This window comes from Cupriavidus sp. C3SS-1 (assembly GCF_057073755.1).
Genome location: NZ_CP172699.1, coordinates 3331284 through 3347433, shown reverse-complemented (window position 1 = coordinate 3347433; position 16150 = coordinate 3331284). Strand labels below are relative to the sequence as shown.

Annotated in this window: 10 protein-coding genes; 5 read left to right on the top strand and 5 right to left on the bottom strand. The window is 68.3% G+C overall.

Annotated features, from left to right (window positions below; translation table 11 throughout):
* Positions 1-840 precede the first annotated feature (840 nt).
* Positions 841-1362, top strand: a complete 522-nt coding sequence (locus tag ACIGJC_RS15625; RefSeq protein WP_483709885.1) for an SET domain-containing protein — start codon at positions 841-843, stop codon at positions 1360-1362.
* Between the two features lie 39 nt (positions 1363-1401).
* Here ACIGJC_RS15625 and ACIGJC_RS15620 read toward each other — a convergent pair whose 3' ends face one another.
* The 4 genes from ACIGJC_RS15620 to phhA all read right to left on the bottom strand — a co-directional run bounded on the left by ACIGJC_RS15620 (position 1402) and on the right by phhA (position 5329).
* On the bottom strand, positions 1402-3048 hold the full coding sequence (locus ACIGJC_RS15620; RefSeq protein ID WP_483709884.1) for a sensor histidine kinase: 1647 nt from the start codon (positions 3046-3048) through the stop codon (positions 1402-1404).
* 59 nt (positions 3049-3107) lie between these two features.
* A complete protein-coding gene (locus ACIGJC_RS15615) occupies positions 3108-3812 on the bottom strand; it encodes a response regulator transcription factor (RefSeq protein ID WP_211952709.1) in 705 nt (234 codons plus the stop codon).
* A gap of 165 nt (positions 3813-3977) precedes the next feature.
* Positions 3978-4280 carry a 4a-hydroxytetrahydrobiopterin dehydratase gene (locus tag ACIGJC_RS15610; RefSeq protein WP_483709882.1) on the bottom strand — a complete coding sequence of 101 codons (303 nt, stop codon included), beginning with the start codon at positions 4278-4280 and terminating at the stop codon, positions 3978-3980.
* 98 nt (positions 4281-4378) lie between these two features.
* The gene (gene phhA, locus ACIGJC_RS15605; protein ID WP_483709881.1) at positions 4379-5329 is read right to left on the bottom strand and encodes a phenylalanine 4-monooxygenase; all 951 of its coding nucleotides are present in this window, start codon (positions 5327-5329) and stop codon (positions 4379-4381) included.
* Positions 5330-5484: 155 nt separating this feature from the next.
* Between phhA and ACIGJC_RS15600 the strand changes: the two genes are divergently transcribed.
* The 4 genes from ACIGJC_RS15600 to pbpC all read left to right on the top strand — a co-directional run bounded on the left by ACIGJC_RS15600 (position 5485) and on the right by pbpC (position 15140).
* Entirely contained in the window at positions 5485-5958 is a 474-nt protein-coding gene (locus tag ACIGJC_RS15600; protein ID WP_483709880.1) for an Lrp/AsnC family transcriptional regulator, read from the top strand.
* Positions 5959-6055: 97 nt separating this feature from the next.
* The gene (locus ACIGJC_RS15595; protein WP_483709879.1) at positions 6056-12118 is read left to right on the top strand and encodes an alpha-2-macroglobulin family protein; all 6063 of its coding nucleotides are present in this window, start codon (positions 6056-6058) and stop codon (positions 12116-12118) included.
* Entirely contained in the window at positions 12115-12825 is a 711-nt protein-coding gene (locus tag ACIGJC_RS15590; RefSeq protein WP_483709878.1) for a lysoplasmalogenase, read from the top strand. Before ACIGJC_RS15595 ends, ACIGJC_RS15590 begins: the two co-directional genes overlap by 4 nt.
* 131 nt (positions 12826-12956) lie before the next feature.
* Positions 12957-15140 carry a penicillin-binding protein 1C gene (gene pbpC, locus ACIGJC_RS15585; protein WP_483711570.1) on the top strand — a complete coding sequence of 728 codons (2184 nt, stop codon included), beginning with the start codon at positions 12957-12959 and terminating at the stop codon, positions 15138-15140.
* On the opposite strand, the gene ACIGJC_RS15580 is transcribed toward pbpC, so the two are convergent.
* Positions 15117-16055 (bottom strand): LysR family transcriptional regulator, encoded by a 939-nt coding sequence (locus ACIGJC_RS15580; RefSeq protein ID WP_483709877.1) that lies wholly within the window; start codon positions 16053-16055, stop codon positions 15117-15119. The genes pbpC and ACIGJC_RS15580 overlap by 24 nt on opposite strands.
* Between the last annotated feature and the right edge of the window lie 95 nt (positions 16056-16150).

Here is a 16150-nt window from a genome sequence, read left to right as displayed (position 1 = left end):
AAGCGGCGCTCTATGTGCGGTTTACGCTGCTCTGCCCTGTTGAGGCGCCTCGGCGCCCTTAAGCGCGTATACGCGCCTGGCAGCCATACGACCTTCCGTTGGGTACCGGAGTGCCCTGAGCAGGCTCCAAAGGCCTGTACGGCCCTTTCCCAAGGCTTGCGCCGGCATCCCGCATCACCCGAGGCGGCCTCGCTCCCTGCCTCCACTACCCACATGCACTATGTTGCAGGTCCCCACATGGGGTTTGCAGCGCTTTTTGCGTATACCTCGGTCGACGTATACGGCGGGTAGGCGCAGTCGACGTGGCAACTGGCCCCGGCGGCAGGTTACATCCTCGTTCCCGACCTCGGCTTTCAGGCCACGCGAGGGGTGGTCCGTTGGGTTTACATCTTTCTTTTCATGTATACAAATAGTGGTAGTAGGTAAACGGGGGCGTTTTCTGTGGATAAGCAGGTAAACATCAGGCGGATCAAAGGTTTACGTAAACGAAAACCACAGGGATGCAGTGTTGGCGGACGTGGATGACTTCCGGGTATACGGAAAACGCGCTCGCCGATGGCCAAACTTGTTCCAGTCGCGTCCCCATGCCAGCCCCAGGCAGCCCACATGCAATCCGGCTTCTTATCCACAGAAACGGGCGCCCTTATCCACATTCCCGGTGGTTGCGTATAAGGCTTTGGCGGCCTGATGCGACCCGCTTCCGGGTTGTGATTCGACGTATACGCGCCGTCGATGTCGAGGCCCGCGTATACGGTGCCCGGGCACGCCGGTATCATCCCGATCGCGTCGAGCGGATCGGCGCCTGCAATGCAACGGAAAGCGACCAGCACGGAAAGGCAAATGGCTGACAAGGCAAAGCGCAAGGACATCGGCAAGGCAAGCAAGGCGGGCAAGTCGGCGAGCGACCGCATCGAGGTACGCCAGTCGGGCGTGCATGGCAAAGGCGTTTACGCGCTGGCGCCGATCGCCGAGGGCGAGCGCGTCATCGAATACAAGGGCGAGCACATTTCCTGGAAGAAGGCGCTGGAACGCCACCCGCACGACCCGACCGATCCCAACCACACGTTCTATTTCAGCCTGGACGACGGCAGCGTGATCGATGCCAAGTTCGGCGGCAACCGCGCGCGCTGGATCAACCACGCCTGCGCCCCGAACTGCGAGGCGCGCGAGAAGAAGGGCAAGGTGTTTATCCACGCGCTGCGCGATATCGCGGCCGGCGAGGAGCTCTTTTATGACTACGGGCTGGTGATCGAAGCCCGCTATACGAAGAAGCTGAAGAAGGAATTTGAGTGCCGCTGCGGCAATCCGGAATGCCGCGGCACCATGCTTGCGCCCAAGAACAGGAAGTCGGGTAGCAAGTAAGCCTGGCTCAAAGCCTGGCCGCGGCCTGAGCCGCTCGCGTCAGGCGGCCAGCCCGGCCGCTTCGCACGGGATCCGGATCACGAAGCGCATGGTCGGGCGCCGTTCAGGGCTCGCGGCCGGCTCGCGGGCAGTATCTGCCGCCGTGTCCGAGTTGCCGGCCGGCACATCCTCGATGCGGATGGTGCCGTGGTGCAGGCCGATGATTTCATGCACGATCGCGAGCCCCAGCCCGGCGCCAGCGGCCTGGGTCGCCGGCACCTGGTCGCCCTGGCGATCGCCACGGAAGAAGCGCTTGAAGACCTCTTCGCGCCGCTGGGGCGCGATGCCCGGGCCATTGTCTTCCACCATCACCACGGCCATGCCGCGATTGCCGAGCGCCTCGCCGCCCGCGCGTACCGTGATGCGGCCGCCCGGGGGCACGTATTTCACGGCGTTGTCGATCAGGTTGGACAGGGCTTCGCGCATCAGCAGCCGGTTGCCGCGCACCATGGCCGGCGAGCCGCCGGTAAAGGTCGGGCCCGGCAGGACCTCGAAGCCCAGGTCGAGGCGGCGCGCCAGCGCCTGAGGCACCCATTCCGCGCCGGTCTCGAAGGCCAGCGCAGCCAGGTCGAAATACTCCACCGGGCCCAGCCGCTCCAGCGACAGCCCGGGCTCTGCCCGCGCCAGCGACAGCAGCTGGTTGGACAGGCGTACCGCGCGGTCGGAGGCGGTTTGCAACTCGCGCAGTGCGTGGCGGGCGACTTCGAGCGAATCGGCTTCCATGGCACGGTCGGCGTGCAGCTTCACGGCGGTCAGCGGCGTGCGCAACTGGTGCGCGGCATCGGCAATGAATTTGCGCTGGGCGTCCAGCGCGTCCCGCAGGCGCGACAGCAGCGCATTCAGGCCGCGGATCAGCGGCGCCACTTCGGCCGGCACCTGGGTTTCGTCGAGCGCCGCGAGGGAGCGCGCGGTCTGGCGGTTCAGCTTGTCGGTCAGGATCTGCAGCGGCACCAGCTCTTCCTTGAGCACGTGCGAGAGGATCAGGCTGCCCACCAGCAGCAGCAGGATCAGCGGCACCGATACCGACAGCAGGATCTCGTTGGCCGCCGTTTCGCGGCGGTCCAGCAGTTCCGCCACTTCCACCACGATGGGGCCGCGCGTCGCCTTGCCGTCCTCGCTGGTGCCGAGTTCATCGGTTGCCGCGCTCGGCAGCATGATCGGCAGCCGCACCGCGCGGACCTGGCGGCCGCTGAACCAGGCATAGAACAGGCGTGCGTCGTGCAGCGTGGTCTGGCCGGTGCCGTAGCCGAGCCAGGTGTCCATGCCGCCGATCAGCCCGTCCGGGCCATGGATGCGCCAGTAAATGCGGTCGGTGCCTTCGGCCTCGACCAGCGTCTGCGCGATCATCGGGATGTCCTGCTCCAGCCGTGGCCCGGCAATGCGGATCTGCTGCGCGATGCTGTTCGCCACGCCATACAGCGCACGGTCGAATACCTGCGTGGTGTAGTGCGCGGCCAGCCAGTACGAGAGCGAGCCGCTCACCAGCACCAGCGCGAACAGCGGCGTGGCCAGGGCGCGCAACAAATGCACGCGCAGGCTGGCGTTGACCGCCACGCGCGGCGCCTGCGCCGTGCGGCGGGTCTGCGGCGGCGGCGACGGGGTGCCGGGTTCGGCAGCGGAACGGGAGATGCGGGATCGCGGCCACATGGCGCGGAAGCTTCAGTCAGCCGGCCGGCGCCGTCCCGGCCCGTGCCACGCGCGCGCGCTCATTGGCCGGCGCGGACCTGCAGCAGGTAGCCGAAGCCGCGCACCGTGACGATCTCGACGTCGCTTTCCTCGAGCTTCTTGCGCACGCGGTGCACATAGACCTCGATGGCGGTATCGCCGACGGTATCGCCGCCTTCGCCGGCCGGATGCGCGAAGGTCGCCAGGTGGTCCTGCAGCTGGGCCTTGCTGACCACGCGGCCCTGGCGCTGCAGCAGCAGTTCCAGCACCGCGAACTCGCGTGGCGACAGTTCCAGCGGCTTGCCGTCGATGAACATGCGGCGATCGTTCCCCGACAGGCGCAGGCGCCCCAGGCGCACATCACGGTCGGGCACGGCTTCGCCATGCTGGCTGCGGCGCAGCAGCACGCGCACGCGGGCTTCGAGTTCGGGCAGGGCAAACGGCTTGACGAGATAGTCGTCGGCGCCGGCGTTCAGGCCGGAGAGCTTGTCTTCGAGCTCGTCGCGGGCGGTCAGGATGATGACCGGCGTGGTGCGGTTGCGGGCGCGGTAGCGCGCCAGCAGCGTCATGCCGTCGATGCCGGGCAGGCCCAGGTCGAGGATGACCAGGTCGTGCTGCTCGCGCAGCAGGTGTTCGGTGGCGTAGACGCCGTCATGGACCACGCGCACCTGGTGGCCGGCGCGTGTCAGGCCGGCTTCGACGCCGCTGGCGATCTGGCGGTCGTCTTCGATCAGCAGGATTCGCATGGCGGCAATTCGGGCAGGACGTCGGGCATGGCTGGATCAGCCGGGAAGGAAGACAGGATGCGGCAGGCGCGGCGTGGCGCACACGCGAAACCGCGATCCGCAGATTGTACAGGCCACGGCGCAGGTCTTCCTTTCGGTTTGCCTTCAGTACCGCCGGTGCGCGCTTTACGCCACCTGCAGCGAGGCGGCCGCACGCTCGATGAAACGGGCCAGGTCGATGTCGCGCTGGGTCAGGCCGTTGGCGTCGTGCGTGGACAAGGTGATGTCGACGCGGTTGTAGACGTTGAACCACTCGGGATGGTGGTCGGCTTTCTCCGCCTGGATGGCGACGCGTGTCATGAACGCAAACGCGGCGTTGAAATCGGAAAACGTGAAGCGCTTATGGATGGCGTCGCGGTTGTCGACGTCGGTCCAGCCGGGCAGATCGGCGAGCAGGGTGGTGCGCGCCTGGGGCGAAAGGGGTGTCATGTTGGGCTCGATCAGTTGAAAGAAAAAGCCGGCCCGCCCTGGCGGGCTTGCCGGCATTGTTTCACAAAGCAGAAAACCGTGCGGTTAGCCGACTGCGGTCAAATATCGTCGCTGTCGCCCCAGCCTTCGCGGGTGCCGGCATGAATCGCCTGGTCGCCCGCGGCCACATCGCCCGCGCCCAGCGTCGGCAGGTCGCGCAGTTCCTGGTACAGCGGCGCGAAGTCCGGCCGGGTCGCGTCGAACAGCTGCTCGAAGTCGTCGATCACGAAGTAGGTCTTCTGGAAGGTGTCGATGCGGTAGCGCGTGCGCATGATGCGCCGCACGTCGAAGCCGATGCGGTTGGGGCTGGCCGAATCGAGGCTGTAGACCGACTCGCCCTGGCTGGACAGGATGCCGGCGCCATAGATGCGCAGGCCTTCGGGCGTGCGGATCAGGCCGAATTCCACCGTGTACCAGTACAGCCGCGCCAGCATGTCCAGCGCGCCCAGGCCGGCCGCCTTCAGGCCGCCCTTGCCGTAGGCTTCCATATAGTCGGCGAACACCGGGTTGATCAGCAGCGGCACATGGCCGAACACGTCGTGGAAGCAGTCCGGCTCCTGCAGGTAGTCAAGCTGCTCGGGCTTGCGCATCCACCAGCTGGCCGGGAAGCGGCGATTGGCCAGGTGATCGAAGAACACCTCGTCCGGCACCAGGCCCGGTACGGCGACCACCTGCCAGCCCGTGGCGCGCATCAGCGTCTCGTTGAGCTGGTCGAACTCGGGCACGCGGTCCTTTTCCATGCCCAGCGTCGCCAGGCCTTGCAGGAATTCGTTGCTGACGCGACCGCGCAGCATCGACGCCTGGCGCTCATAGAGTTTGCGCCAGATGGCGTGGTCGGTGCTGCTGTAGCGGTGCACCGGCTGCGCGATGGTGAAGTCCGGGCGCAGGGTCTGGCCGGACAGCAGGCCGGCGTCGAACTGCTCCCTGAGCTTGTCCGTCATGGTGCCCTGGAAGGCGCCGTCAAACTGGCCGGGGGCTTCTTGAACGGGGGCGCTGGCGATAGCGGACATCGAATTTGTCTCCTGGGTTTGGCGCGGTGCGCTGTGTGCGGTTTATCTGCGTAGTTTAGGCGTCCGTTGGTGAAATTAAGCCGCAAAATCGGATCTTATGGCGTTAATGGCGCGTATAATTCGCGTCAATAAGACGATTAATGCGGGAATTGCGTATGGTTTCCCTTGACCACTTCGACCTGGCGCTGCTCGCGGCCCTGCAGGCCGACGGGCGCTCCACCCACCAGCAGCTGGCAGAGCGGGTACACCTGTCGTCGAGCCAGGTAGGCCGGCGGCTGGCCCGGCTGGAAGCCGACGGTGTCATCACGGGTTATCGCGTGAGCCTGTCGACGCAGGCGCTGGGACTGGGCGTACTGGTCTTTATCAGCGTCAAGCTGGCGCACCACGGCGACACCATCACCGAACGCTTCAGCGAGGAAATCCTGCTGCTCGAGGAAGTGCAGGAGTGCTATTCCGTGGCCGGCGAGGCCGATTACCTGATTCGCGTGGTCGTGCCCGACCTGCCCACGCTGGCCGAATTCACCATGAAGCGCCTGATGCGGGTGCCGGGCGTGGAAAGCATCCGTTCCAACATCGTCCTCACCGCGCTCAAGAGCGAAGGCGCCTTGCCGCTGTCGCACCTGCGCTGAAACTTTTGTCGGCCGCGCTGCAGGTTTGCGTGCCGGCCTTGCACTACCAAACGTCACATGTCACCCTCGCCGGGTGCTTTGACGGGAGGATCGCAGGATGATGGGAATCGTTGCCCGACGGGGTCGGGAACTTGGCCAGCACGCGTCGACAGGCCGTGTCGCGATGGCTGGCGTACTGGCATGGCTGTCGGTGTCGGCCGCGTTCGCGGCGCAGGTCACGCGCTTCTCGCCAGAGGGAACGGTTCCGCAGGTGCGCCAGATCGCGATCCGCTTCGACGAGGCCATGGTGCCGATGGGCGACGTCAAGGCTGCTGCGCCGGCAGCCCTCTCCTGTACCGGCGCGGCCACGGCCGGGCAGGGACGCTGGGTCGATGCCAGCAACTGGGTGTTCGACTTCGAGCACGACCTGCCGCCCGGTGTGCGGTGTTCCGTGCGCATGTCCGCCAGCCTGCGCAGCGTGGCCGGCAAGCCCTACGCGGGCAAGGCCGAGTACCGGTTCGAGACCGGCGGCCCCACGGTCGTGGCCAGCCGTCCGTCGGGCGGCGAGATCGAGGAGGACCAGGTCTTCGCGCTGCGCTTCAATGGCGCGGCCACCGCGGCCTCGGTGCGCGATCACGCGTGGTGCCAGGCGGAAGGCCTGGGCGAGCGCATCCCCGTGCGCCTGCTGGCCGGCAAGGAGCGCGACGCCGTGCTCGACGCCATCTACTGGAAGCGCCTGGCCAAGGACGCGCCCGACGCGATCCACCTGCTGGCCTGCCAGCAGCGGCTGCCGGCTGGCGCGCGCATGCAGCTGGTGCTTGGCGCGGGCATTGCCACGCCGTCGGGCATCGCCACGCGCGACGAGCGCCGCTTCGATTACACGGTGCGTGAACCATTCACCGCGAGCTTCAGCTGCGAACGCGAGCACGCGCAGTCGCCATGCACGCCACTGCGTCCGATGACGATCTCGTTCTCGGCGCCGATCGGGCGCAAGCTGGCCGAGCACGTGGTGCTGAAGATGCCGTCGGGCCCGCGCGCGCCGCAGTTCGATGCGGATCTCGCACCAGATGCCAGCGTCACGTCGCTTACCTTCGCTGCACCGTTTCCGGAGAAGGCCGATTTCACCATCGAGATCCCGCGTGACCTGAAGGACGACAGCGGCCGCACGTTGTCCAATGCCGACCTGTTCCCGCTCAAGGTGTCGACCGCCGCCATGCCGCCGCTGGCCAAGTTCGCCGCGGCGCCGTTCGGCGTGGTGGAGCGCTTCGGCGAACTGCCCAAGGGCAAGGCCCCGGCCGACTATCCGCCGCTGCTGCCGGTGACGCTGCGCAACGTCGAAGCCGACCTGCAGGTGCGCGGCGTGCAGGCGCAGGCGGGCACGGTGATGAAGCTCAAGGTCGATGACGATGGCGCCGTGCTGCGCTGGCTCGGCTTGGTGCGCCGCATGCACGAGACCAGCTGGACGCGCGCGGAACTCGACGCGGTGCTGGCCGGCCGATCGCCGTACGGCGTGAACAATCCGCGCAATGCGCCATCGATCGAAGCGCGTTCCGTGTCGCTGCTTGAACGCGCTGCGGGCGTGCAGAAACTTTCGGTGCCAAAGCCTTCCGGCGATGCGCCGCGGCCGTTCGAGGTGGTCGGGATTCCTCTGCCGGAACCGGGCTTCCATGTGGTCGAAATCGCCTCGCCCATGCTCGGCGAAGCGCTGCTGGGCAAGCGCGCGCCCATGTATGTCCGCACGGCCGCGCTGGTCACCAACCTTGGCGTGCATTTCAAGCTGGCGCGCGGCGAAGGCGACGGGGCGATGAGCGGCCTGGCGTGGGTGACTGCGCTGGATGACGGCAAGCCCGTGCGCGACGCCGCTGTTGCCGTGCGTGACTGTTCCGGCAGGCTGCTCGGCGAAGGCCGCACCGATGCCGGCGGCATCGTGCGTTTCGCCAAGCTCGACGATGTGCGCGGCCGCAGCTGCGACGGCAATGGCCTGTCGGGTTATTTTGTTTCCGCGCGCATCGCGGCCACGCATCCGGAGGCGCGCGGCAAGGCGGACATGGCCTTCGTGATGTCCGACTGGAACCGCGGCATCGAGACCTGGCGCTTCAACGTGCCGACCGATGCGAGCGCCGCGCAGACGGTGCGCGCGCATACCGTGTTCGACCGCACGCTGCTGCGCGCCGGCGAAACGGTGTCGATGAAGCATTTCATCCGTGCCGAGACCGCACAGGGCTTTGCCTTGCCGCCCGCGAACCGCAAGCTGCCGCAGACGGTGGTGATCCGCCATGAAGGCAGCGGCCAGACCTACGAACTGCCGCTGCAGTGGCGCAATACCGCGACCGGCGGGCGCAGCGCCGAAAGCAGCTTCCAGGTGCCGCCCGCGGCCAGGCTCGGGGTCTACGGCGTCGAACTGCAGACCGAAGCCAGTGGCGGCAATGACGCCGACGACAACCACGCGCGCACCTATGCCAGCGGCAGTTTCCGCGTGGAAGCGTTCCGGCTGCCGGTACTGACCGGCACGCTGCAAGCTACGGGTGGACAAGGCGGCAAGGGCGGCGCCCTGATGGCGCCGTCTGAAGTGCCGGTCGGTGTCGAAGTGCATTACGTATCCGGCGGCGCGGCCATTGGCCTGCCGGTGCGCGTGTCCGCGTTGCTGCGCGACAAGTGGGTCAGCTTCCCTGGTTACGACGAATACTCGTTCACGCCGCCGCGCGCCACGCGCGAGAACACCTCCGGCGACGAGGAGATGGATCAGGTCGACGAAGGCCAGGCTCGCGACGGCGGCCAGAAGCTGATCGCCGACAAGCTGGCGGTGACGCTCGACAAGAACGGCAATGGGACTGTCATGCTGCGCAAGATGCCGAAGACCGATGCGCCGCGCGACCTGGTGCTCGAAGCCGGCTTTGCCGACCCGAACGGCGAGATCCAGACGCTGCGCCAGACCGTGCCGGTATGGCCTGCCGCCGTGGTGGCGGGTATCCGCACCGATGGCTGGGTATCGGTAAAGCAGAAGCTGGCCGTGCACGGCCTGGTGCTCGACACGCAGGGCAAGCCGGTGGCCGATACGCCGGTGAAGTTCAACGCACGGGCACGCCTCACCACGTCGACGCGCAAGCGCGTGGTAGGCGGCTTCTACCGCTACGACAACCGCAGCGAGAGCCGCGACCTCGGCACGGTGTGCGAGACGCGTACCGACGCGCAGGGCCGCGCGCGCTGCGATATCACGCTGGACCAGGCGGGCCAGGTGGAGCTGGTGGCGATTGCACGGGACAAGGATGGCCGCAGCACGCAGGCGGCCTCGACGGTATGGGTCACGCGCCAGGGCGAGCTGTGGTTCGGCGGCGAGAACCATGACCGCATCGACGTGCTGCCCGAGAAGAAGCAGTACGCGCCCGGCGACACCGCCGTGTTCCAGGTGCGCATGCCGTTCCGCGAGGCAACGGCGCTGGTCGCGGTGGAGCGTGAAGGCGTGCTCCAGACGCAGGTGGTCGAACTCCATGGCAGCGATCCCACGGTACGCGTGAAGGTCAAGCCGGAGTGGGGCCCCAACGTCTACGTGTCGGTGATGACGATCCGCGGACGCCTGCGTGAAGTGCCGTGGTATTCGTTCTTCACGTGGGGCTGGCGCCAGCCGGGCGAATGGTGGCGGGCGTTCCGCAGCGAGGGCAAGGAATACGCGGCGCCGACTGCACTGGTGGACCTGTCCAGGCCGGCCTTCCGGCTTGGCCTGGCGGAGATCCGCGTCGGCAACGAGGCGCACCGGCTCGATGTCACCGTGACGCCGGACAAGGCGTCCTATACCGTGCGCGGCAAGGCGCGTGTCGCGCTGCAGGTCAAGCTACCGGACGGCAAGCCCGCGGCCAATGGCGAGATCGCGCTGGCCGCGGTGGACCAGGCGCTGCTGGAGCTGATGCCGAACAACAGCTGGGACCTGCTCGATGCCATGCTGCAGCGGCGCAGCTACGGCGTGGAGACCGCCACGGCGCAGATGGAAATCATCGGGCGCCGGCACTATGGGCGCAAGGCGGTTCCGGCCGGCGGTGGCGGCGGCAAGAGTCCGACGCGCGAACTGTTCGACACGCTGCTGCTGTGGAACCCGCGCGTGCAGCTCGATGCCGAGGGCAAGGCTACGGTGGAAGTGCCGCTCAATGATTCGCTGACCAGCTTCCGCATCGTCGCGGTGGCCGACCTTGGCGTGGGCCGCTTCGGTACCGGCAGCGCGACCATCGCGGCCACGCAGGACCTGCAGCTGATTTCCGGCCTGCCGCTGCTGGTGCGCGAGGACGACCGCTATCGCGCCATGTTCACGCTGCGCAATACAACAAAGCGGGCCATGACGGTGCAGGCCAGCGCACGCGCAGCGCTGGTCGACAATGCCAGCGCGCTGCCTGCGCAGACCGTGCAGATACCGGCTGGCGAGGCACGCGAGATCGGCTGGGACGTCACCGCGCCGGCGCTGCTCGCGTACTCGCGCAGCGGCACGATCCAGTGGGAAGTGCAGGCCGCCGAGCAAGGCGCGGGGGGCGCGGCGGACCGCATCAAGGTATCGCAGCAGATCGTGCCGGCGGAGCCGGTGACAGCGCAGCAGGCCACGCTGGCGCAACTGGCGCCGGGGCTGTCGGTGCCCGTGAAGGCGCCGCCGGATGCGCTCAAGGACCCGGCCGGCAAGCTGCGCGGCGGCCTGCAGGTGAACCTGCAGTCGTCGCTCGCGGGCGGCATGCCGGGCGTACGCGAGTGGTTCCTCAACTACCCGTTCAGTTGCCTGGAGCAGCGCGCGTCGAAGGCCATCGGCCTGGCTGACGGCACGGCCTGGGAAGCGCTGATGAATCAGTTGCCGTCTTACCTCGATGCGAATGGCCTGGCCTCGTACTTTCCGCTGCGCAGCGACAGCCAGAGCGGCAGCGTTGCCCTGACGGCCTATCTGCTGTCGGTCAGCGATGAAGCCGCGAAAGCGGGCCTGACGCTGCGCGTGCCTGACGAACAGCGCGCGCAGATGGAACGGGGCCTGACGGCGTTCGTCGAAGGCCGCATCCGTCCGGATGCGTGGAGTCCTTCGGCAGCCACGATGGATCTCGAAGTCCGCAAGCTGGCCGCGCTCGAAGCGCTGTCGCGCACGGGTCACGCGCAGGCGCGCATGCTCGGGTCGATCCAGATCCTGCCGGCGCAGTGGCCGACCTCGGCGCTGATCGACTGGACCCTGCTGCTGTCGCGCATGCAGGACATCCCGCAGCGCGAAGCGCGGCTGGCCGAAGCGCAGCAACTGCTGCGCGCGCGCCTGACGGTGCAGGGCACGCGGCTGGCGTTCTCGACCGAGCGCGGCGACGACTGGTGGTGGCTGATGGCCGGCGGCGACGTGAATGCGGCACGCCTGCTCGCGCTGGCCGCGGAACTGCCGGGCTGGAAGGACGATGCGCCGCAGCTTGCCACGGGATTGATCGGACGCCAGGTGCGCGGGGCATGGGGCACGACCAATGCCAATGCCTGGGGCATGCTGGCGATCGCGCGCTTTGCGCAGGCCTTCGAGAAGACGCCGGTGGCAGGCAGCACGCGCCTGTTGGTGAGCGGTGGGGGGGAAGGCGCGCGCAGCTTCGACTGGAGCCGCGCACAGCGCCGCGACGGCGTGGCGCAGGGTAGCGTCGACCTGCCGTGGCCGAGCGGGGAGGGCGGCGGCACGCTGCAGCTCGAACAGGCGGGCGCGGGGCATCCGTGGGCCACGGTGCGTGCCATGGCGGCGGTGCCGCTGCCGGGACCGCTTGCCGCCGGCTACCGCGTGCGCCGCACGGTGACGCCGGTGGAGCAGGCGGTGTCGGGCAAGTGGTCGCGTGGCGATACGTATCGCGTGAAGCTGGACATCGATGCGCAGGCCGACATGACGTGGGTGGTGGTCAGCGATCCGGTCCCGGCCGGCGCGACCATCCTCGGCAGCGGGCTGGGGCGCGATTCGGCCATCGCCACGCGCGGCGAGCGGCGCAAGGGGATGGCGTGGCCCGCTTACACGGAACGCACGCCACAGGCTTATCGCGAGTACTACGAGTACCTGCCCAAGGGCAGCAGCTCGGTCGAGTACACCGTGCGCCTGAACAACGCCGGCGACTTCGCGCTGCCGCCGACGCGCGTCGAAGCCATGTATGCGCCGGATGTGTTCGGCGCGGCGCCGAATGCGCGCCTGACCGTCGGAGCCCGCCCATGAGCTGGCTGGCGCTCATGATGCCGGCGCGCGTGCGCGAGTGGTGGCTGGCCGGCACCCTGGCGGGCGTGGTCTATGGTGCGCTGCTGGTGCAGGTAGCGATGGAGTTGCCCGACGGCGCGCCGCTGACCGGCCAGATCGCACTGCAGCCCGCGTGGAAGATCGCGATGGCGCTGATGCTGGCGCGTGCCGCGTGGTTCCATCGCCCGTTAAGGGAGCGGCGCTGGCTGGTGATTGCGCTGGTGTGCTCCGCGATCGGGGATTTGCTGCTCGCGGTGCCGGCGCTGCGCAGTTCGTTCGTGGGCGGCCTCGGCGCGTTCCTGCTCGCGCATCTCGCCTATCTGCGGGTGCTGGTGCCGCTAGCGGGCGACTGGCGCGCGCACCGGCTGGTCGCGTGCGGCGCGATGATCGGTGTGGCCGGCACGATGCTGGGCCGCTTCTGGCCCAACCTGGGCACGCTGGCGGGGCCGGTCACGGTGTACGTCATCGTGTTGGCGGCGATGGTCTGCGCCGCGCTGGTGGCGAAGCTGCCGACGCCGTTCACCGCGCTGGGGGCACTGTGCTTCGCGGCGTCGGACATGATGATCGGCATTGCGCGCTTTCTGGTGCCGTTCGACAGTTTCCAGTTGGGCATCTGGTGGACGTATGCGGCCGCGCAGGTGCTGATCGTCGCGGGCATCGTCGGGAATCGCGGAGAAGCTAGGGCATGAAGTGGTTGACGGGTAGGCTCGCGGCGGTTCGTGTTTCACCGGTTTGCTCCGCTCGCCCACTTGCGGGAGAGGGGAGCAAACTAGTAGCCCGGCATGCATCGGCTTTCGTGTTTGCCGTGGCACTGACATGGATGGCACCGCCCGCCCAGGCACTCCCATCCTTCACCCAGGTCCGCGCCGACTGGCGCAGCACCGACGTCGTCGTCACCGATCGCAATGGCGAAACCATTGCGCGCCTGCGCGATGACTTCCGCGTGCGCCGCGGCGATTGGGTCACGCTCGCGGAAACCTCGCCCGCGCTGCGTACCGCTATCGTGCTGTCGGAAGACAAGCGCTTCTACGCGCACAGCGGCGTCGACTGGCAAGGCGTGGCCGCGGCGGCGTGGGCCAATCTCTGGAACACGCGCACGCGCGGCGCTTCCACGCTGACCATGCAGCTCGCGGGGCTGCTCGATGAAGACCTGCGCCGACCGGGCAGCGCGGGCGCGGGGCGCAGCGTCACGCAGAAGCTGGGGCAGGCCGCCGGCGCCGCGTCGCTGGAGCGTAGCTGGAGCAAGGACCAGATCCTGGAGGCGTACCTGAACCTGGTCCCGTTCCGCGGCGAACTGGTCGGCCTGTCGGCGATGTCGCAGGCGTTGTTCGGCAAGTTTCCGGAAGGGCTCGATGCGCGCGAATCGGCGCTCGCCGTGGCGCTCGTTCGCGCGCCCAATGCCAGGGCCGCGCAAGTCGCACGACGAGCGTGCGGCATCTTGCGCGAGATGCGCGTGCCGCGCGAATGCGAGGGGCTGGAGGGCTTCGCGCAACTGGCGCTGTTGCGCACGGGCAGTGTCGTGCAGCGCGGGTCGGCGGCATCGGCCATGCCGGGGCAAGTGGCACCGCACCTTGGTCGGATGCTGTTGAGCCAGGCGCGCGGGCAAGCGGGCCCGCATGCGTCCGTTGTGCCGTATCTTCGCTCGACGCTCGATGCAGGGCTGCAGCGGGTGGCGGTGGCAAGCCTGCAGCGGCATCTGCGCGAACTCGCCGGCCGGCACGTGGAAGACGGCGCGGTGGTGGTGATCGACAACGCGAGCGGCGACGTACTCGCATACGTCGGCTCGTCGGGCGAACTGTCCGGCGCGGCGCAGGTGGACCACGCGCAGGCGCTGCGCCAGGCCGGCTCGACGCTGAAGCCGTTCCTGTACGAGCAGGCGTTGGAAGAGCGCCGGCTGACGGCCGCCTCGCTGCTTGACGATCGTCCGGTCAATTTACCCGTGGGCGGCGGGCTGTACGTGCCGCAGAACTACGACCATCGCTATGCAGGCTGGGTGAGCACGCGCGCGGCGCTGGCAGCATCGCTGAACGTGCCCGCCGTGCGCACGCTGGTGATGGTGACCCCGCACCGCTTCCACAAGCGGCTGGTGGCGCTGGGGCTGCCCCTGACCGAGGCGGGCGACTACTACGGGTACAGCCTCGCGCTGGGCAGCGCGGACGTGTCGCTGCTGGCGCTGACCAATGCGTATCGGGCGCTCGCGAACGGCGGCCGCTACGGACCGGTACGCATGCGCGCCGGCGTGGCGTCGGTGCCTTCGACGGCGGTGATGTCGCCGACGGCGACTTATGTGATCGGCGACATCCTGTCCGACCGGCATGCGCGTGCGCGCACCTTCGGTCTCGACAGCCCGCTGACCACGCGCTTCTGGACGGCGGTGAAGACCGGCACCAGCAAGGACATGCGCGACAACTGGTGCATTGGCTGGTCGCAGCGCTACACCGTAGGCGTGTGGGTCGGCAACGCCAGCGGGGCCAGCATGCACGATGTGTCAGGCGTCTCGGGCGCGGCGCCGGTATGGCATGACGTGATGGACGCGCTGCACCGTTCGCAGCCGAGCATGGCCCCCGGCGTGCCGGCGGGTGTCGAGCGTGTGGCACTGACCTTTTCCGATGACCTTGAACCCGCGCGCGAGGAAGTGTTCCTGGCAGGCACGGCGCTCACGCGCGTCAACGTCGGCACATCGTCGGCGCGCGCTGGCGCGCCGGCGATCGCAAACCCCGCCGACGGGACGATTTTTGCGCTCGATCCGGACATGCCGCCGTCCGCGCAGCGCGTGTGGTTCCACGCCGAAGGCGTGTCCGGCCAGACCGCGCGCACGGTGAGCTGGCGCATGGACGGCAAGCCGCTCGGGCGCGGTGGCGAAGTGGCGTGGCTGCCATGGCCGGGCCGCCATCAGGTGGAGCTGCTGGACGCGGCCGGCAAGGTGGTGCACCGCATCGGCATTGAAGTGCGCGGCGCCAGCGTGCGTGCGCCGGCCGCTTCAGCGGGACGCGGCGCCCGCTGAAACAGGCGCGCGCGCCTTGAGGAAATCGACGAAGGCACGCAGCTTCGGTGGCATCAGCGCGCGGCCAGGGTAGTAAAGGTAGAAGCCGTCGAATCGCGGCAGCCAGCGTTCCAGCACGGTGACGAGCCGGCCATCGTCGAGCGCTGCGCGGACGTGGTGGGGGAACTCGTAGATCAGCCCCGCGCCATCCAGCGCGGCCTGGTGCAGCAGCGTCTTGTCATTGGCGATCAGCGCCGCGTGCGTGTCCACGGTGAAGGTGCGGCCGTCTTCGATAAATTCCCACCGGTAGACGCTGCCATGCGGACCGAAGCGGTATTGCAGGCAGGCATGCGTGTGCAGGTCGGAGGGGGTCTGCGGGGTGCCGTGTTGCGCGAGATAGGCGGGGGCGGCTGCCACGACCATGCGCAGCGGGCCGGTGACAGGGATTGCCACCATGTCACGCTGCAGGGCCTCGCCCAGGCGCAGGCCGGCGTCGAAGCCTTCGGCGACCATGTCGGCAAAGCGGTCGTCGGTGACCACATCGACGCAAATGCCCGGGTACGCGCGCATGAAGGCCGCCAGCAGGGGCCGCAACACGATGACACCGGCGGTATTGGGCGTGGTCAGGCGCAGGGTGCCGACCGGGTTGTCGCGCTGCTGGCGCACGTCGTCGGTGGCCGCGCCGATTTCCTGCAGCGCGGGCTCGATGCGGGCGAGCAATGCCGCGCCCGCTTCCGTCAGCCCGACGCTGCGCGTGGTGCGCTGCAGGAGACGCACGCCAAGCCGCGCTTCAAGCTGGCGAATGGTCTGCGATACCGCAGACGGGCTGACCGCGAGCGCCGCGGCGGCGGCCGTGAAGCTGCCGTGGCGGGCCACGCGCACGAACGCCGCTAGTGCGGGCAGGGAATCAGCATCGATTGTGAAGTCAGGCTTCATGATGCATGCAGCGTAGCATGCTGGTTCCGTGGCCGTCGACTGTCCATACTTGCCTGCATTCGTCGCCGCGTGCGACGCCATCCATCAGGAGCCAG

Excerpts from the sequence above, each read along its gene's own strand:
- ACIGJC_RS15580 (WP_483709877.1), bottom strand. The coding sequence starts at position 16,055 with ATGAAGCCTGACTTCACAATCGATGCTGATTCCCTGCCCGCACTAGCG.
- ACIGJC_RS15600 (WP_483709880.1), top strand. The coding sequence starts at position 5,485 with ATGGTTTCCCTTGACCACTTCGACCTGGCGCTGCTCGCGGCCCTGCAG.
- phhA (WP_483709881.1), bottom strand. The coding sequence starts at position 5,329 with ATGTCCGCTATCGCCAGCGCCCCCGTTCAAGAAGCCCCCGGCCAGTTT.
- ACIGJC_RS15595 (WP_483709879.1), top strand. The coding sequence starts at position 6,056 with ATGATGGGAATCGTTGCCCGACGGGGTCGGGAACTTGGCCAGCACGCG.
- ACIGJC_RS15610 (WP_483709882.1), bottom strand. The coding sequence starts at position 4,280 with ATGACACCCCTTTCGCCCCAGGCGCGCACCACCCTGCTCGCCGATCTG.
- ACIGJC_RS15620 (WP_483709884.1), bottom strand. The coding sequence starts at position 3,048 with ATGTGGCCGCGATCCCGCATCTCCCGTTCCGCTGCCGAACCCGGCACC.
- ACIGJC_RS15590 (WP_483709878.1), top strand. The coding sequence starts at position 12,115 with ATGAGCTGGCTGGCGCTCATGATGCCGGCGCGCGTGCGCGAGTGGTGG.
- pbpC (WP_483711570.1), top strand. The coding sequence starts at position 12,957 with ATGGCACCGCCCGCCCAGGCACTCCCATCCTTCACCCAGGTCCGCGCC.
- ACIGJC_RS15625 (WP_483709885.1), top strand. The coding sequence starts at position 841 with ATGGCTGACAAGGCAAAGCGCAAGGACATCGGCAAGGCAAGCAAGGCG.
- ACIGJC_RS15615 (WP_211952709.1), bottom strand. The coding sequence starts at position 3,812 with ATGCGAATCCTGCTGATCGAAGACGACCGCCAGATCGCCAGCGGCGTC.